This window comes from Halalkalibacterium halodurans (assembly GCF_005671335.1).
GTDB lineage: Bacteria > Bacillota > Bacilli > Bacillales > Bacillaceae_D > Halalkalibacterium > Halalkalibacterium halodurans.
In genome coordinates this window covers 813398-831491 of sequence record NZ_CP040441.1, presented here as the reverse complement: position 1 = coordinate 831491, position 18094 = coordinate 813398, and the positions used below count along the sequence as shown (strand labels likewise).

Genomic DNA, 18094 nt, shown 5'->3' with positions numbered 1-18094 from the left:
GCAAAAACAGGGTACCTCTCAGGTGCCCTGTTTTTCAAACACATACAGCTTGCCGTTTTCCGGTCGCTTAAAGGCTGCTCCCTGTGGACGAAATCCACGGCGCATCAGTTCCTTGCGCATAAACATCATCACCCCACCGTGACTAACAATGAGCACATCCTTCTCTTCCTTTACGATCTCATCTAAAGTAGAGCGTATTCTCACAATCACTTCCTGCCTAGCTTCTGGTTGTGACTTGTGATTAAACAACCACGCCCCGCGAATGAACAGGAGATGGACAAACAGTGGCAAGCGAACGTTCATACGAAAAAGCGGCGCAAGCCGAATTTCGCGCAGGGCTTCCATCCTTTCGATTTCCCCATCATAAACAGCCTCCGCCGTTTGAATCGCCCGCGGCAAATCACTCGAATAGCACTTCTCCCATTCGATCCCTCGTAAATCAACCTCATTCGCCTCCACCTCGGACGCATCATACTCTTCGACCCACTTCATCAGCTCATCCGATGTTACTAACCGATTCGGGTATCCTCTCGTCACTTTAAAATGACGAAGCAATCCAATCTTCATCTAACCACATCCTATTCAAGCGTCACGCCTTTTCTTATCTACGATTCTATCATAAGCAATAGAAATGAATAAAAGCCTCCTTCTTGTATTGCACAATCTGCCGGTAATCGCTAAAATAAGAGAGTTACGGCTACATATTGATTCCTTTTTTGGAAGGAGGTGAAAGAGATGGAGACAGAGGTTCAAACCACTACAGCTCAATCAACTGTTCACGTCGCAGAGGAAACGGCTCCAGTGATGAAAGTGTCTGAATGGTTAATCACGATGCTTCTTTTGGTGATCCCCATCGTAAATCTTATCATGGTGTGCATTTGGGCGTTTGGCGGAAATGCCAATCCGAACAAAGAAAATTACTCTAAAGCCTTTCTCATCATGATGGCCATTGTCGTCGGTCTTTATGTCATTCTTCTTATTTTCTTTTTTATGTTTGCTGCACTTTTAAGCTATTAATGAAAAAAAATCCTGCTCTCTCTTAGAGAACAGGATTTTTTCATTAGATCGACCAATCCTCATACCCTTTTTCATAGAGGCTGATCAAAAAGGATACGGGTCGCTCCATGAGCGCCTGATCCAATTCAAGTTTTTCGCAAAAGTGCCCTGCCATTCTTTGCGCCAATTCTTTTCGTTTGCTTTTATGGAGGGAAGGAAGCCGTTCAATATATGCCTGTAACAGCTGCCAATCTTCCCGCTCTAATTTCTTTTCCACATGTTCAGGGAGTTGCATGTTGACTGAACGGTTCGCTTTAAAGCGCTGAATCCACTTCTTCGCCCGGAGTTTCCGGCGCTCCCGGGCATGCTGCACGTCTCGCACCACTACAGTCCCAGCCGCCACATCTCCTAGGCGTTTATCTTTCGAATGAAAGAACATCCAAACAATCCCTATAAAATAAAAAAACGGGAGTGAGTCGATCAGCCGGAAAAAATTACGTATGACAGCAGAGAGGAACGTAACAGGCTGACCATTTTCTTGGACGACGCGCAATCCTGTCCATCTTTTCCCGAAAGTTTGTCCAGCGCGATAGTATTCCATAATAATGAAATAGGCGCCGATTAAGAGCGCGAGTAAAATCGTTAAAAAGGCAAACACATAATCGAGCAAAAGGTCATTCCAATCGCCGCCAAATAAAATAAACAGCATGCCGCCGAACAACCAAAAAAGGCAAAACAAGGCGACTATGAGCAGATAATCTAGTAATAAGGCCACCGCACGACTACCAATCCCTGCGGTTGTTAGCTCTAACTTCACATGCTCTGACGTAACAATTGTCGTTTGACGGTTGCTATTCGCATCCATTCTTTTCTCTCCTTTCCAGTTTACTTATGGTAATATATAGATTGTATGAAACTACGATATACTGCTATTTTTCAGAAAGGAGTCGTCTCCATCCTGTGAATGTTCAACATTTTATTCAACAATATAAAAAGGTCTGGTCTGAGCTTGATGAGCTTCTGATCCAGTTTGAACGAAAGAAACGCACCGTAGAAGCAACGGACATTGACCGTCTCTCCCATTTGTACAAAACAGCCTCTGCTCATTTGGCTTATGCGCAAACCTATTATCCGAACGATGAAGTCAAAATCGTACTAAATCAACTCGTGTCACGAGCCCACCACGTGCTCCATTCAGAACAATGGAAAACGTCCCATCGTCTCGGAGACTTTTTCAAGCGGCACTTTGTCCAAATGCTAGTCGATCGAAAAGGATTTATCCTTGCAGCGCTTCTCCTCTTCATCGTCGGAGGATTTGCTGGCTTTTTTGCCGTTTGGACAGATCCGATGAACCTATATGTCGTCCTTCCGCCTGAAATCAGTCACGCAGTTGATCCTCATCGCGTCGGAGAAGGACATGACCAGCTAGCGAATGCCACCTTTTCTTCAGAGATCATGGTCAATAACATTCGTGTGGCGATTCTCGCCTTTGTAGCTGGCATCACGTTCGGCTTGTTGACGATTTATTTGCTCGTCTACAACGGCCTCATTATTGGTGCCCTCGCCGCTTTGTTTTGGCATTCAGGTATGAGCTATGTGTTTTGGGCTTACATCTTACCACACGGCATTATCGAGCTCGTCGCCATTTTCATTGCTGGCGGGTCTGGGTTATACCTCGGCTACCGGATGATCCATCCTGGGCCATTTACGTGGAAATACCGTTTGCTGCGCACGGTGAAGGAATCGGCGTTGCTCTTACTTGGTACGATTCCGCTGTTTGTCATCGCTGGACTGATCGAGGGGTACATTACACCGTCGACCCTATCCCTTGAGGCTAAGTACATTGTCGCTTTTGCTACACTGATTGCCCTTGGCCTGTACATATGGTATGGCGTTGTTCATAATCGAAACGCATCAGCGCAACAAGTTAAAGAGCATCCTGAGATTTCACGAGCAAATAACGGTTCACCGCATTCCAAGCCAATTCTCCTACAGGAACGTCAATCGCATCAATCCCCGCCGCTCTAATATGAGCGGTGGCCGCTTGTCGGTCCATCGTAAACTTATAGGCTATGCTTTTATTAAAGGCGTCGCGCCGCTTCTTCGTATCAATCAACGTCCACTCATGCAAAACATCATCCCGAAGCCCAAGAAGTAACAAATAATGCTGCCTTCTGATTCGTAATAACAGTGACCTAAGTCCACTATCAAACATGTAGTTGTCCATATCGGAAAAGAGGACGATCAAGCTGCGCTTCTTCTGAACTTTCATTAAATATTGCAACGCAAAACTGTAACTCGCTTCAACAAAATCGCTCTTCAGATCGTAAATGGCTTCGGTCATCACTTGTAATTGCTTCATACCTGTAGCCGGTGGGACGTAGGCTTTAATCTCATTCGAAAAAGCGATCAACCCTACTTTATCCCCTTGCTTGAGAGCAACCGCTGCTAGCGATAGGGCAGCTTCAATCGTCGCATCTAGCTTCGTCCGATTGTTTAGCTCGATCCCCATCATTCTTCCGCAATCGAGCATGAGCATCACGACTTTTCCCCGCTCCGGTCGAAACTCGCTCGTCATTAACGTCCCTGTACGAGCCGTGGCCTTCCAGTTGATCAACCGGGGATCATCATCTGGGATGTATTCCCGAATCGCGTGAAGCTCAGAGCCTGTTCGCTCTTTTCGATTCACTTTTTTCCCTTCGAGCATGAATTGATTTTGCATCGAAGCTAAAATTCCTCGCACTCCTGATAAATCAGGAAAAATTTTCATCTCCTGTTCAGTGAATACTTTCGTTTGCTTCATCCATAAGCCAAAGGGTCCTTTTAAGCGAATGCGCAAATAGGAAAACGGATAGTTTCCTCTTTCTTTTCCCGCTGTCGTATAGGCAATGGTTGCCGTTTTCCCGCGCCATCGCCCTGCCATCGACTCTTTCGGTGCAATAAACGTTTGCGGCACATCGTCTTGAATCTCCCACGATACCATGAGAGGCTTCGGCGATCGTCCGTGTATCTCCACATGAAACGGCTGCTCCATATCTGCTCGTGCCGGTAACACTCGCTTGAAGATTAGCTCCTTACGCCTTGGAAGCAAGGCAAGCTCAATTCCGCTCACGACAACTAGTCCCAAATTGACAAACAGCAAAGCCCAGAGCCCGATTCCAACAGCATATCCAACAGCCACAAGGAGCGCACCAGCCATCGCAATCCATGCCATCCGAGGCGTTGGCAAAATCATTTTTCTCTCCAGTACGTTAGCGAGGGACCGGAACAGAGGCCAGCGTTTCCTGGATGAAGTGGTCACTAGTTTCTCCCTCCAATTCTACTTGCGGCGTCAATTGTAGACGGTGTCTTAGTGCCGGGACCGTGATCATTTTAATGTCATCCGGTGTGACGAATTGACGCCCGTCAAGTAAAGCCCACGCCCGTGCCGCCATCATTAATGCAATCGCAGCCCGCGGGCTCGCCCCATTCATGACCCGTTGATCTTCTCTCGTTTTGCGAATAATTGTCACCATGTATTCCATAAGGGAGTCTTCTACAACAACCTGTTGAAGCTGTTGACGTAGCTCCCTCAACTCGGCTAGTGAAAAGGCAGAGCGACCATCCGTCTCATTCCCTTGTTCAACGAAAAACGGAACATGGCCTTTGACAATCTGCAGTTCTGCTTCGAGGGAAGGGTAGGTGACTTCAAGCTTAAATAAAAAACGGTCAAGCTGGGCTTCCGGCAATGGATATGTCCCTTCATATTCAATTGGGTTTTGCGTCGCCACGACAAAAAACGGGTCCGGCAGCTGGTATGTTTCCCCTTGGATCGTCACTTGCCGCTCCTCCATCGCTTCTAGCAGGGCCGCCTGAGTTCTTGGTGGCGTTCGATTGATTTCGTCGGCTAGCAATAAATTCGTAAAGACAGGACCTTTCACCATTTGAAAGTCATTATCTTTAGAATTGAAAATGACGTTTCCTGTCACATCACTTGGCATCATATCAGGAGTAAACTGCACTCGCTTAAAATCGCCATCGGTCAAATCGGCAAGCTCCCGGACCATTTTCGTCTTCCCGATGCCCGGCACCCCTTCTAACAGCACGTGCCCACCTGCCAAAAAAGCGGTTAACAATAGACGAATATTTTTTTGCTGTCCGATGATCACTTGATCCATTTGCTGTAGTAACTGTTGCAATGCTCGTCACTCTCCCTGTAATTTTTTGATCACGAAGTCTGCTTTTTGACTGTCTGTCAGAAACTTCGTCGCTGGGTAGCTCGACATTTTTTGTGCTTCCTGCCAGCTTTGCAACAGGTCTGCGAGCCGTTCCACATCTTCCTGCTGCCAATGTCGCCTCGCAGCTGCAAGCACTTGAGGATCACTGGCATCCTTTCGTAGTCCCCACTGTTCACGGAGCAAGCTGCGCACATACGTCATTTGTTGCTCAAACGCTTCTCGGGTTAGCTTTTGTCGTTCATACCAGCCCCCAACCGCCAGCAAGGTCTCATCACCGCGCCGAACCGTCCACTCCCTCGGTGTATAAGCCGGCTCAAACCGAACGGCCTTGTACCAAATCCAAAGCAAGGCACCGATGACAAGTTGCAGCACAACAGCAAGAAACCAATTAGGGTAGGCAGCCAATAAACCTGGTTTATCTTGAATGCCTCGGTGATAGTCATTAAACCAGACGAGCCCGTCCTCTCTTTTAAGATGGGGCCATAAAAGCTCGAAATGGTCGTTTTCCAAAATGGTATCATTTCGTAGCCAGTCGGGGAGCAAAAATAACGAAATGCCCCCTTCCCCTATCTCCATGCGGCCAGCAAGAATTCCGTTATCGTCTATGAGAATACGCTCAAGATCCTCGCGATATTCTAGTCGATCATCGGTTGAAACCTCTCCTAAACCCATCGTCTCTAAACCACTCATCCCCACTATATCCTGTACCGCATCACCATGGTCCCAACCATCGGTGGACGAGAACATTTCCCAATCGTTTGGTTCGTCTACAAATACGAGCAACTCATTTCCAAGAGCCACCCAGTCTTCAATTTGCTCAATCTCCTCATCTACGATGTCACGTGGTTCGATCACAATTAAGGTTTGATTGCCTCGATCGGGCAACTGGGTCCACGGTTTCGTCCATGCACCTACCTGTATGTCACTCTCATCAAATAACGTAAATAGCCCTTTCACCCCATCAGGAGCTGCAGACGAGGAAGCATAGGGCGGTGCTACTTCCTCTGAGTTTGGCTTTATGACAAGAAGCCCGACGACAAGAAAAGCGGCAATGCTTAAAATCAGAGGGAGATGTTCCTTACTTTTCATTGGCCTCCCTCCTTCCGCACATATGGAGCAACCATTTGAATCATTTGCTCATATTCCTGCTTCCCATATGTCCCTCGCCCGTAGTAGACACGCTCAAATAAGCGGGCGGCCTGCCGAAACGGTAAAACCGCTTCCGGCTGATGAAAGGAAAGCTCCTCCGCATATTCAAAGTTTGTCTTCCATTTTTCCGCACGAATCCACTCTCGATCATCGAGACCTTTGAGCAACGCTAAAAAGCTGTAACGAATGGCTTCAAAATAATTATGCTCCGAAGCGAATGTGTCAGCTTTTTGTAACAAAGCGTCTACTGTCTGCTCCATTTCCCGGTCGCTTAAGTAGACAGCATAGGTACGCCTGATTCGGGCTGACACTAGCTTGTACGTAAGCCAAGCGATCACTCCTGCTAGCAAGATAAGCAGAAGAATGAGCACGAGCGAAGCGGAACTAATCGATGTCCCAGGTGATACCGAAATTTCAGGAAAAAGATCCTCCATTTTTTTTAATACACCCTGAATCCATTCCAACACCGGGTTAGGCATCCGCTCCCTTGTATAGGCTGTGTACTCCTCCCGGCTCAAAATCTCTTCTAGTGTTTCTCTATCTGCCTGGATGCTAGTTTCTTTCATAAGTCATCATGGCCCTTTCTAAATCAACACCCTCATTACGCACCCGCAAATCGAAATAGATCAATCCATATGGGATGAGCGCTAATGGGAGAACGAACATCGTGAGTAGAGTGGCAATTAATTGACCGAGCAATGAAGCTTGAAACAAAAGAAGCGCCACGCCATAAATTCCGAGAATGATCACAGAACAAACAAGGGCGATGACGAGATACACAGCAAAGATTCGCCAAAAGCTCCCCTCGGTCAACCGCCAGCTACGGCCTAAACCAATTCGCTCCTCACCAAAAATAACGGGCGGGAGAAAGTAGCCGAACCGAATCATAAAAAAGGAATACAACACATAGACCGAAAATACGAGCAAATAGTACAATCCGATAAAAATCACCGTAAAAATCATGCCAAGCCCGTGTGAATCAAAGCCGATCATGTCTAGATCATAAAAACCAGCACCTAGCGAAACACCGAGAAACATAAAAACGAATACGACGAGCATCGTTAGCAGCGTCATCCCGAATTGGATCGCCATTATGACAAGGCCAAACAAAAACGTATTCCCTACCATCTTCCAATAAGGAGAGAACGATTTTTTTAAGATCTCTTTAAGCTGAATCGGTCTTTTTTCCACCACGGCGTGAACGACATGCAAAGGCGCCGCAATGGTTACAGGAAGCCATGCTAGGAGATACACAGGCAATAGCAACATGAGAATGATAAAACCAATGAAAAAGATGTCGTCATCCATCCACGTATAGACCACATCTTCATTAAAAATCGGCACAACCGATAAATTAAAGAGCAGCAAGTGCTGAAGAAAATAAAAAGGACCAAAAAGGATGAGAACAAGGAGCATTAATACTTTAAAATGCTTACGATAAATTTGAAAACTTTGATCTAAAATTTCGCCGACACCCATCGGCTTTGAAAACAACTGCATCTGTCTCCTCCCACTATGTAATCTATAAAAACTGTTATTATTATACTAAACCCGATAATTCTTGCCAAAATGTATTTCTCCGATTCTACAAAATTCAACAGAACTCATCCGATAGTCCTGTGAAGTTTTCTTTTTTTAATAGAACGAAAGTCTTGTTCTTGCTACGAAAAAACTGCCTTCGGTTTGAAGGCAGCTCATGTCTTATTTTAAATGCTCATCAAAAAAGTCGAGCAACGTTTTGTTGATTTGATCTAACATGGGAAGATCACGGTCGAGTAAGAGGGGGGAATACAGCATCCAGTCGGAAAAGCTTTCATGTTCCGCGTTCTCTATTACGACATACAATCCGTTATTTTTCAATGCGCCCTCTTTCCGCCTTTTATCATCTGCGATAAACTCTTGAAATTCCTCTGGCAGCTCAGCTTCTTCAACTTTTTTTCCATCAGGGCCTTCCATAGAGACCTCTTCTACCCCTGACATATACATGAATGGATAATCAAGCCCCTCTTCAATGAGAGAACCAAAAAGAAAACCATCCATATTGACCCCTGCTCGAATTCGCGGGTCCTGATGCATCACTTGCGCCGTGGTCGCTCCACCAAACGAATGCCCGAGCATACCGACTCGATCCATATCCAATCTCCCATTCAATAAATTTTGCGGATCACTCTCGTTCCACTTTTGGAGCTGATCAAGGACAAATTGGACGTCATCAACCCAAACGGTGATTTCCTCATCTAAATCTCGACCGTCCTCAAAATCAATTTGTTCATAAACAACACGGCCATCAGGAAACAGGGTCGGCAGCCCTGTATAATACGTATGCTCAATGCTGCACACGATGTAACCATGGCTCGCCAAAGTCTCCGCCTGACTTGTATACATAAAGTTCGAGTTTCCATACCCTGGTGACAATATTAACACAGGATAAGGAGCCCCATGATCTGCTACAGGAACGTTTGCAAACGAATGGGTTTCCGTTTGAACGACGGAATAAAGCAATGCCTTATAATAATATGGAAGCTCTTTACTGACAAGTTCCGTATAGCTAGGATCAAAAGCGTAAGGTGCCTTCAATCCACCTTCTGTTAGTTCTGCCGGATACCATATTCGGACCATCAATTCACGATTTCCATTGACTCCTTCTACTTCTTCACGGTCGTGATCAATCCAATGGAAATTGGTGACACCGATCTCATATGGACCTGTGGGCTCAGGGAGGGTGACGATCGGAAGAAGATAAAGCGGCACAGCCATCGTAACCGCCAGTGCGATTGTTCCCAGCCCTCCGGCAACGACACACTTCCATTTCTTCCGCTCTCCCTCTCGCGTTTTTCTTACAAAGCTAATGACGACAAAAACAAGACATACACCAAAAATACCATACAATAGAAGCGACTGGATTCGCGGACCTTCGATGAAGATATGAAACAAGAGAACTACGACACCAATGATCGACAATACTATGTTTCTCCATCTCGTTCCATAGCCAAAAACATAACCATACAGTATGATCGCTGTACAAACTAACAGACCAATCTCTAACAGTTTCATCCTCCCCACCCTCTCCTTTTATCCAATAAAAGGATAACGCACCAAGATGAACTGTAGCTTAACAAGAGCTAACGAGTAGGTAAATCTTTTTGACTAGATGGAGAAGGCTAACATAATCTTTACGATTAAACGATGGACTACTTTTTAAAGAATTGCGTAACGGTCCCTTTACCATCGTTCAGCTTAATTTCTGCGTAGGCTCCGTTAATGAGCGTAAGCTGCGGCGGAACATGACCGCAATCGATGTCAGTCATAAGGGGGACTTTCAGTTCTTCGTAAAGGTCTCGAAAGACATCGTCAACCGTGTAATCCTCAACAGGTGTGTTAGTGGGGCTTCTGCCGAACATAATTCCGGAACAATGGTCAAACCAGCCCGCTAGTTTCATTTGCACTAATGTTCTTCGCAAATCCGTAGTCGTTAGCTCACAGTTTTCAAAAAACCAAATGATAGGTGCTCCTTTTATAACGTCTGCTTGAAATCGAGTGACATCACCATACGGTGTTCCTATAAGATGACGAATCACGTCAATACACCCGCCAAGCAATCGTCCATTGATGGAGAGTGTTTGCTTTGGAACGCCTTGCCATTTCGTCTTTTCCGTTAAGTGGAACACACACGGAGTTGGTCGCTCAAAATCCCATTCCTTTTGATACTTTTTCGACGAATGTTGCACAATTGAAGCACCTATTTTTGTCGAAAGCACAGGCTGCCACATGGCTGTCGTATCGTCAGAATACTCACCCCGTAAGTCGACGAGATTGGTCCCGTGAGCCGTGGCTATTCCCGTATTTAGCGTTATCGCAAGCAGCAAGAGGCTCGTATCAGAATAGCCTAATATCCATTTCGGCTCCCATTGTTCAAAATCTAAAAATGGTAAAACTTCAATCAGTAACTGGCCACCCCAAGGCGGAATCATAAGATCAATTGCATCATCTTCCATCATTGCTTGAAGCTCGGTCGCCCTTTTTTTCGCCTCAGATGACTTTGCCTTTTCCTGCGTCCACACCGTTTCCCCACAAACGACACGAAACCCACGTTCCTCCATGCGCTCACAAGCGGCTTTTACCAAGTCGTGAAGATCTTTAGGTACGCCTGATGAAGGAGCGGTTACGCCAATAGTCGCTCCCTCTTTTAACACCGGATAGCGAATCATGTCATATCCTCCCATCATTTTCATTCATTTCTATAACCCTATTAGTTCATTCTACTTTATCCCTCCATTAAATCGCCATATCTACTATTTAGCCGAGCTTCTTTTTCCAATATAGACGTAACGTTTACACCAAGTCAGCTTACTTTACAAGGTGCCTTTTCTTTCTCCGCGGAGGCTATCTCCTTCTCTTTCAGCCATGCCATGATAAAAATCATTCCAAGAATACAAGCTGTTCCTAGCCATTGAAACGCACTGAACGGCTCATGGAGCCAGACAATCATCGTCACGACGGCTGCTAATGGCTCAACACTTCCGAGAAGACTCGTTTCTTTCGGGGAAAGAGTTTGCAAGCTTTCGATATAAAACCAAAACGCTAGCATCGTCCCGAATACTACGATAAACCCTAAATAAACATACGTTTCTAGCTCAAATTGGGCGAGGTCTACGCGCCACGGCGGGTGGATGATACTTAAAGCGACACCACCGATCACCATGGCCCAACCGACAATCACTAAGGAATCGTATTGCTTTAATAAAGGAACAGCGTATAGTGTATAAAAAGCGAGTGCCACGCCGGAAAGGATCCCCCAAACAATGGCGGGTGTGGGCACCGAAAGCTGAGAAAGTGATCCGTTCGTTAATAAGAAAAAACATCCGAGCAAGGCGAGGGACACAGTCACAAAATCTCGACCTGTAAATGGGCTTTGCCTGCGAACGAACAAATACAAGATGATCATTGCTGGCGCTAAATATTGCAGCAATGTGGCCACTGCTGAATTGCCATGCTTGATCGAAGCCATGTACGTATATTGAACCGCGAGCATACCTACAATTCCGAAAATAAGTAGCTTCCCTGCTGTCTGTCTCGTCTGCCAAACCCGGAAAACTTGCGACCGATCCTTTAACACACATTGTATAGTTAAAAGCAAGGCTCCTGCCGCAAGCAACCTAGTCGACACAAGCCAATTCACATCGACATCGTATTGTTGGAAAAGCTTTTGGGCAACGGTGCCACCTACACCCCAACAAATGGCCCCAGTTAAGACGAGAATAACTCCTATCCACCGCTTCATGCTTCTCTCCACCTTTAAATACCATAATGGTGTTATAATAAGGGAAAAATCAGCTAAAAAATACTCAAATCGGACGAAAAAATATAAGAATATTGAGGTGAATCGAGTGGAGATGAACGAAGTGATCATTGATGAAAATTTGAAAGAATCGATTGATCTCTGGACATTCATGCTACCCATTATCTCTCATCGAACAACCATTCGAAAGAACATCCATGGCTACATGCCCCTTCATTGGCACGATGAGCTACAATTTGTCGTCATCATTCAAGGGGAAGCCCGCTTTCAAGTCAATGAGGAAGCCATCATCGTTCAAGAGGGGGACGGGTTGTTTATCAATAGCGGGTGCCTTCATATGGCGGAGGATGGGAACGAATCAAACTGTGTCTATATTTGCTTAAATGTACCGGCACAATCGATCATATCCCGTGAACTGTATACTGCTTACGTGGCTCCGTACGTTCAAGCGACAAACCTCCCTTACGTGCTTATTCCTTCAAGTGAGATGTGGGGACAAAACATAATAGAAGCGACGTTAAATATCCATCAATGTCTCGAGGAGCAGCCCCCGTACTATGAGATGGACATTACGACAAAGCTAACGGTCATATGGAAAAGCTTAATTACAAACGGATTTCCATTGGAATACGATCAGTCCGCCATGATTAAAAACCAACGAATGAAAGCGATGCTTCAATGGATTCATCTCCATTACGGGGAGAACATTCGCTTGGATGATATAGCGAAAGCCGGACAGCTAAGCCGCTCTGAATGTTGTCGTTATTTCAAACGAACATTAAAAATGACGCCACTTCAATATGTGACAGATTATCGAATCCAAAAAAGCGTAACTCTCCTCCAGCAGCCAGAATCGAACGTCACAGACGTTGCCTATCAAGTGGGCTTTAACAGCACAAGCTATTTCATCGATCAATTTCGCAAAGCGATGAATATGACACCACTGCGCTACAAAAAGTCAAAGCTCGAACGTTTAATTGATTAGGAGTGAAGCTATGTATTTTCCTTCTAAAAAAGATATTGGGCTTGGGGGCATCTATTGGCTCGTTATTTTCCTATTCACTCTTCCTCCCGTCGTCTTTTCTGACTTCGGTGTGTTCATGTTACCAAGCTTTTTCGATACCTATCCAGTGAGATTAACCTTTTTCTATACAATAGCAGGATTGTTGTTGTGGATTTGGTTTCGAACAGGCTATACCGTAACAGAGGATTGGCTCGTCATCGAATACGGCCCTTTCAAAAAGAAGGTTGAGATCGAAACGATTGAAAGTATTCGTGAAACAAAAAATCCGTTTATCGATCCAGCTCTATCGATGAACAAACTTCAGTTATATTATGGTAACGGTAGACACATTGCTATTTCCCCTAAAGAAAAGGAACATTTTAAGAAACAGTTAGTAAAACGAAATCCGAAAATAAAAATCATCAATCAAAGGTAAGAGCCAGATCATCACCGGACCTGGCTCTTCCTGAGTACTCAAGTGGTTATGAATTTAGTAAACGCTTTTTGGCAACCAATCTTGTCGTGAAATAAGCAGCCCCTAGCGCCAGTAAAGCAAGGACGACTGGAGGAATCAGACTTGCTTCTCCAAATACAACCTCTGATTGTAATGATGTGCCCCCTTCAAGCAGAAAGCTCGGTGTATAGAGCATTGTCATGATGAGACCGGCAGCTAGTTGCAAAGCAACAAATGCAACAACAAAAACGCCAACAAACCATAGGTATTTTTTCAAAACAAATCCCTTCTTTCGTTATAGAGTTGATCATATACCCTATCTACGATCTCCGCCTTCTTTCGTTTCAAACTTCGTTTATATTTACCATCATTCGTATGCTTGTGAATCATGGCAACCACAACTCTTAAAAAACAACAAAATAAGTAATCCATCCTAGCTTAGCCGTTAACTCGTACGTGCTAGGTATAGATAAAAACAATTGCTAAATGTAACCAAAGCAAAAGTTTTGGCGTTACATGAAGTCGACTCAAAAATTCACAAGAAAAAAAGAGGAGAATTAAACTTGAAAAACTTATTCTATTTATCCACTTTCATTTGTTTATTGCTTACCGGCTGTTCCTCATCCTCTACACCAACTTCAAACGAGATTACTTCTGTTTCCGTGTCTGAATTTCAACAATTCGGCAAAATCAATCAAGCACCATTCATGACGTTGAACAATCCGGATGAAATTGCCGTGTTTGGTGAAGCAATCGAAACCGCTACGAAAATGGACGGCATTGTCAACGTAGTCAAAGCTGATTTTGATATCGAACTTTTGCGTGACAATGAGGAAGACTTTTCATTCCACCTCTGGTTAGATGATGAAGCCAAAACAGGATCGATCATGTACACAGGTGATACGCATACGCTGTATTCTCTAACTGAGGACTCCACCCAAAAGTTGCAAGAACAATTATTTCAATAAATCAACAGGAGGCAACTGCCTCCCTTTCTCATGCCCTTACTTTAGGAAAATAGATGTTTGAGCCGTTGCCAAAAACCTGGTTTCTCTTCTTCCTCTTCTACCGTTGTTTCTCCTTCTTCCACTTCAATCGGCTCGGTTTTAAGAATGAACTGAACCGAGTGAATGTTTTCGTTTTTTGCTGAAACAAAGGACACGGCTTCAAAATCAGATTTATCATAGTCGTCGATCATAGCATCGATCTCTTCTTGCATTTGCTCTGGTAAATCGTTCGTCTCATTCGTTAATTCTTTCGTTCCTTTGTGAAGCTCGTCAACACCCGTTTCTAATTCAGACGTCCCTTCGGCAATGCCATCAAGACCGGAATGAATCTCGCTGTAGGAATCTGCGAGTTGGAAAATTCCGTCCGTATACGAAATGAGCCCTCCATGAAACTCCCCGTAATTCGCGGCAAGTTGTGCCACTCCCTCTTGTAGTTCACTCAAGGAATCAAGTCCCTCCATCGTTTCTAACGAGGCTGAGAGCTCACTCGCAAGCGATGCCAAGTGGTTGCTCATGTCATGAACAGAGCTGCTTGTTTGTTCAAGGGTTGCTTCTACAGCCGCAAAGGCTTCTTTTACTGCATCGTATGTTCCTTTTGCCGTCTGGGCAGCTACATAAACTTCAAGCAATTGATCGACCGTTTGCCGGTTGGCATCACTCTTATATAATTGCTGAACCTCGGTTTCTGTTATCTGATGGTTAGGGATTTCATCCATAGCCTCGTCCAAAGCAGCGTACGCTTTCGCATAATTGACTTTTAATTGACTTAATCCATCGGCAACCTCACGAAGACCGTCGGCTAATTGCGATAAGCCTTCTGGCAATTGAGCTAGCTCACTAAGGTCCATCTCTGCGGATGAACCGCTAAGAGCCTTCTCTAGAGCGATAAGAGATTCTTCAATCGTTTCCGACGCTTGAATTAATTCAGAAGAAGAATGCTTTACTTCGCTCATCCCCGCTTCGTATTTACTAGAGCCCTCACGCAGGCGATGAACGCCTTGATTTAAATCAGAGACTCCTTTATTTAATTCTGAAACACCATCGTTCATTTCTGCAATCGCATCGCTTAATGTCCGCATGTCCTTCATCTCATCTATTTCTGGTGCATCAATAGCCATTGACAATGGAATAGCGGAAATGTCTATGCCCTCCATTTCAAAATCAACTACATCTGCTAGGAGACTAAATTCCCCGTCACTCTCAGGCATAACATTAAACGCGATTTGTCTTTTTCTCCCTACGTTTATAATCGTCGCATCGGGGGCTTGAATATGGCTAGCAACCTCCGTATCTAACGTCATCATGATTTGCAATACATAGTTTTCATAGAATACGGGGTCGACCGTCTCATTGGCTGATGTTTTGATCGTGAGAAGTAACCGTCCATCCTTTCCTGCTAATGACTCTGGAGCGACTTTTTTCCCATCTAACCGATAAGAGATATCAATATCCCATGGTAGTTTACGATCCTTCATATTTCCTTGGTAATAAAACGTACCTGGTGAAACGTGTAATTCTACCTTATCCTCTGACTGCTCAATATCAGAGAGGTCTGTAAGATTTTTAACCGTTGTATATGGACCATAATCTATGATAGAGCCAGGTGTTGTCACCTCTAATATGTTCACTACATATATTTCGTTCAACGTTCCAGCAGCCTTTAAGCTGGCGTATACGACCTCATCCTTCGTCGTGATGTTCCCCTCATTTGTAGCATGATTCGTTGCCGCTAACCCTCTATTCGCAGGCATAACAAGCAGCACCGTGATTAAAACTAGAAGTATTCTCTTTGTCTTCATGAATGATCCTCCCGATAAAAATTTGCTTTCCATGTCGTTTTACGTATCGCCTTATCAAACACAAGTAGCATCGCAGGTAAGAAAAAGATTACTAGAATAAAAGCAAGTAAAGCCCCTCGGCCAAGCAACAATCCGATCGATGAGACGACAGGGTTTGAAGACGTGAGCCATAAGATAAAACCAACACTTGATAAAATAGCGGCTGAGATCGAGATTGAAAATGTTTTTTCGGTTAACGTCTTTGTGATCGCTTGTCGTCTCGGCATTTTTCTTCGATTGACGAGATAGCCTTCCGTGTAGAGAATCGCATAATCAACTGTTGCCGCGAGCTGTACGGTACCGACAATTAAATAGCCTAAGTAAACTAAAGGCGCATCTGTAAAATAAGGCACCGCCAAGTTTAGCCATACAGCTGATTGAATCGTTAGCAATAAAATGACCGGAATCGAAATCGAGCGGAACGTCAACAGCAAGACGATCGCTATGGCCACAACCGTCAACAGATTCACAACCCTATTGTCTTTCATAATTGTTGTTTTCATATCATACAAGGAGACACTTTCACCTAGTGACAGGGCGTCATCCCCATAATACGACGCGGCTATTTCCTGCACCGTTTCAACGACTGAGAAAGCCACCTCCCCTTCTACATCGGTTTCCGTATAAAGGATGATCTGACTGTAATGTTCAGAATAGAACTGCTCGGTGACCGATTCATCAATATACTCGGTTGGAATCGTAGCACTGACTGATTGGTTATAGGAAATTACATTTGTGATGTAGTCTACTTTTTCTAATTCTTGCTCCATCTCCACTTCTCTGGCCACATCCCCTTTTGGAACGAGAAGGACGATCGGGGTTGATTTCCCGAATACCTCTTCAATCGTCGCCGTATCACTACCTGCACGACTGGACTCCGGTAGTTCCCCGATTCCATAAATAAACGACGTTTGGCCTTGTGCTAGATAGCTAGGAACAATGAGAAGAAAAACAACAGCTAAACTGATAAATCGTATCTTCATGACCTCGTTCCCAATTGACTGAAAGCGAGGAAAGAACGGTCTATGCTGCGTTTTATCAATCCATTTATAAAAACATATAGTTAAGGCTGGTAAAAATACCATGACACTAATGAAGCTCAATACAATGCCTTTGACGAGATTTAACCCTAAATCTGCCCCGATTTCAAACTGCATAAACGTCAGAGCTGTAAAGCCGAAGAACGTTGTGGCAGCACTGGCTGCGATCGCTGGAAACGATTTTCTAACGGCTATTTGCATCGCCTCTTCCGGATCTTCTGTCTGTTTCCGATAATCTGAAAACCGATGAAGGAGGAAGATGGCGTAGTCGAGGGAAACAGCTAATTGCAAAATCGGACTAACCGATTGAGTGACGAAGGACACTTCCCCAATAAAGATGTTCGTTCCTAAATTGATAAGCACAGATACACCGATCGCTGTAAGGAAAAACAATGGCTCGATCCACGACGTTGTGGAAATGATGAGAATGATTACAATGATCGGGATTAGCAACGATGCGGCGTATATTGTTTCTTTTCCAGTCATTTGCTGCGAGACTGCCGTATTGACAGCTTCCCCTGACAAGGCATTGTCCTCACCGATTAACTCATAAATAGCATCCGTTACCGCCACTTCATCCCCTTCACGAATCGTTAACGAAAACAGTGCGCTTTCATCTTTGTAGTACGATTTGACGAGATCTTTATCCGCCATCTCGAGGGGCGTCTCCAAATCCATAACTTCATCGAGCCATATAACATCTGACACGCCATCGATCTCTTCTAGCTCTTTTTTATACAAAAGCGCTTCTTGCACGGTCACATCACGTATCATGACCCTCGCGTTAGAGACCGTACGATCAAACTCCTCTTCCAAGACCTCAATGGCTTTCGTTGATTGTGCTTCGTCTGGTAAGTAGTCGGTCATATTGTAGTTAACCGAAACAAAAAACAGTGCAATGGCACTGATGAACGTTAGAATGGCAAACGAAAGGACGATCGTTTTTCTTTTTTTTAAGATGAACGCTGCGATGTCTGTCATCTTTTTCTCTCCTTGCTTTCTCACTATTAGCTAATTATAATGACACTATGTTGTCTATTCAACGAACAGTTCATTATCAAACGTTATGTATCCAACAAATAATAGGTTAT

Annotated in this window: 18 protein-coding genes; 5 read left to right on the top strand and 13 right to left on the bottom strand. The window is 44.6% G+C overall.

Annotated elements, in window-relative coordinates:
* Nucleotides 1-18: 18 nt before the first annotated feature.
* Nucleotides 19-567 carry a histidine phosphatase family protein gene (locus FED51_RS04065; RefSeq protein ID WP_053432489.1) on the bottom strand — a complete coding sequence of 183 codons (549 nt, stop codon included), beginning with the start codon at nt 565-567 and terminating at the stop codon, nt 19-21.
* A gap of 168 nt (nt 568-735) precedes the next feature.
* Between FED51_RS04065 and FED51_RS04060 the strand changes: the two genes are divergently transcribed.
* The gene (locus tag FED51_RS04060; protein WP_010896908.1) at nt 736-1017 is read left to right on the top strand and encodes a hypothetical protein; all 282 of its coding nucleotides are present in this window, start codon (nt 736-738) and stop codon (nt 1015-1017) included.
* Between the two features lie 43 nt (nt 1018-1060).
* Here the strand turns inward: FED51_RS04060 and FED51_RS04055 are convergent, their stop codons facing one another.
* Nucleotides 1061-1861 carry an RDD family protein gene (locus FED51_RS04055; RefSeq protein ID WP_053432488.1) on the bottom strand — a complete coding sequence of 267 codons (801 nt, stop codon included), beginning with the start codon at nt 1859-1861 and terminating at the stop codon, nt 1061-1063.
* A gap of 95 nt (nt 1862-1956) precedes the next feature.
* Here FED51_RS04055 and FED51_RS04050 point away from each other — a divergent pair, with 95 nt between their 5' ends.
* Complete coding sequence (locus FED51_RS04050) at nt 1957-3024, top strand: stage II sporulation protein M (RefSeq protein ID WP_053432487.1); 1068 nt, start codon at nt 1957-1959, stop codon at nt 3022-3024.
* Here FED51_RS04050 and FED51_RS04045 read toward each other — a convergent pair.
* From FED51_RS04045 to FED51_RS04010, 8 genes are all read right to left on the bottom strand, one after another.
* On the bottom strand, nt 2924-4231 hold the full coding sequence (locus FED51_RS04045) for a DUF58 domain-containing protein (RefSeq protein ID WP_233443878.1): 1308 nt from the start codon (nt 4229-4231) through the stop codon (nt 2924-2926). The genes FED51_RS04050 and FED51_RS04045 overlap by 101 nt on opposite strands.
* Nucleotides 4232-4247: 16 nt before the next feature.
* A complete protein-coding gene (locus FED51_RS04040) occupies nt 4248-5174 on the bottom strand; it encodes an AAA family ATPase (protein WP_053432485.1) in 927 nt (308 codons plus the stop codon).
* A 6-nt stretch (nt 5175-5180) separates the two neighbouring features.
* Nucleotides 5181-6302 (bottom strand): DUF4350 domain-containing protein, encoded by a 1122-nt coding sequence (locus FED51_RS04035; RefSeq protein WP_053432484.1) that lies wholly within the window; start codon nt 6300-6302, stop codon nt 5181-5183.
* Nucleotides 6299-6928 carry a DUF4129 domain-containing protein gene (locus FED51_RS04030; protein WP_053432483.1) on the bottom strand — a complete coding sequence of 210 codons (630 nt, stop codon included), beginning with the start codon at nt 6926-6928 and terminating at the stop codon, nt 6299-6301. The genes FED51_RS04035 and FED51_RS04030 overlap by 4 nt, the downstream gene beginning before the upstream one ends.
* Complete coding sequence (locus FED51_RS04025) at nt 6915-7862, bottom strand: hypothetical protein (protein ID WP_053432482.1); 948 nt, start codon at nt 7860-7862, stop codon at nt 6915-6917. The genes FED51_RS04030 and FED51_RS04025 overlap by 14 nt, the downstream gene beginning before the upstream one ends.
* Before the next feature lie 201 nt (nt 7863-8063).
* A complete protein-coding gene (locus tag FED51_RS04020) occupies nt 8064-9416 on the bottom strand; it encodes an alpha/beta hydrolase family protein (protein ID WP_053432481.1) in 1353 nt (450 codons plus the stop codon).
* Between the two features lie 137 nt (nt 9417-9553).
* Nucleotides 9554-10570, bottom strand: a complete 1017-nt coding sequence (locus FED51_RS04015) for a S66 family peptidase (RefSeq protein ID WP_053432480.1) — start codon at nt 10568-10570, stop codon at nt 9554-9556.
* A 134-nt stretch (nt 10571-10704) separates the two neighbouring features.
* On the bottom strand, nt 10705-11643 hold the full coding sequence (locus tag FED51_RS04010) for an EamA family transporter (RefSeq protein WP_053432479.1): 939 nt from the start codon (nt 11641-11643) through the stop codon (nt 10705-10707).
* A gap of 106 nt (nt 11644-11749) precedes the next feature.
* Here FED51_RS04010 and FED51_RS04005 point away from each other — a divergent pair, with 106 nt between their 5' ends.
* Both FED51_RS04005 and FED51_RS04000 read left to right on the top strand, forming a co-directional pair.
* Nucleotides 11750-12646, top strand: coding sequence for an AraC family transcriptional regulator (locus FED51_RS04005; RefSeq protein ID WP_053432478.1), 897 nt, complete (start codon nt 11750-11752; stop codon nt 12644-12646).
* Nucleotides 12647-12656: 10 nt separating this feature from the next.
* On the top strand, nt 12657-13100 hold the full coding sequence (locus tag FED51_RS04000; protein ID WP_053432477.1) for a PH domain-containing protein: 444 nt from the start codon (nt 12657-12659) through the stop codon (nt 13098-13100).
* Nucleotides 13101-13146: 46 nt separating this feature from the next.
* On the opposite strand, the gene FED51_RS03995 is transcribed toward FED51_RS04000, so the two are convergent.
* Nucleotides 13147-13395 carry a hypothetical protein gene (locus FED51_RS03995; RefSeq protein ID WP_053432476.1) on the bottom strand — a complete coding sequence of 83 codons (249 nt, stop codon included), beginning with the start codon at nt 13393-13395 and terminating at the stop codon, nt 13147-13149.
* Nucleotides 13396-13681: 286 nt separating this feature from the next.
* On the opposite strand from FED51_RS03995, the gene FED51_RS03990 reads away from it, so the two are divergent.
* Entirely contained in the window at nt 13682-14086 is a 405-nt protein-coding gene (locus FED51_RS03990) for a YhfM domain-containing protein (protein ID WP_053432475.1), read from the top strand.
* Between the two features lie 41 nt (nt 14087-14127).
* On the opposite strand, the gene FED51_RS03985 is transcribed toward FED51_RS03990, so the two are convergent.
* The gene (locus tag FED51_RS03985) at nt 14128-15924 is read right to left on the bottom strand and encodes a YhgE/Pip domain-containing protein (protein WP_053432474.1); all 1797 of its coding nucleotides are present in this window, start codon (nt 15922-15924) and stop codon (nt 14128-14130) included.
* Nucleotides 15921-17984, bottom strand: coding sequence for an efflux RND transporter permease subunit (locus FED51_RS03980; RefSeq protein ID WP_053432473.1), 2064 nt, complete (start codon nt 17982-17984; stop codon nt 15921-15923). Before FED51_RS03980 ends, FED51_RS03985 begins: the two co-directional genes overlap by 4 nt.
* Nucleotides 17985-18094: the final 110 nt, after the last annotated feature.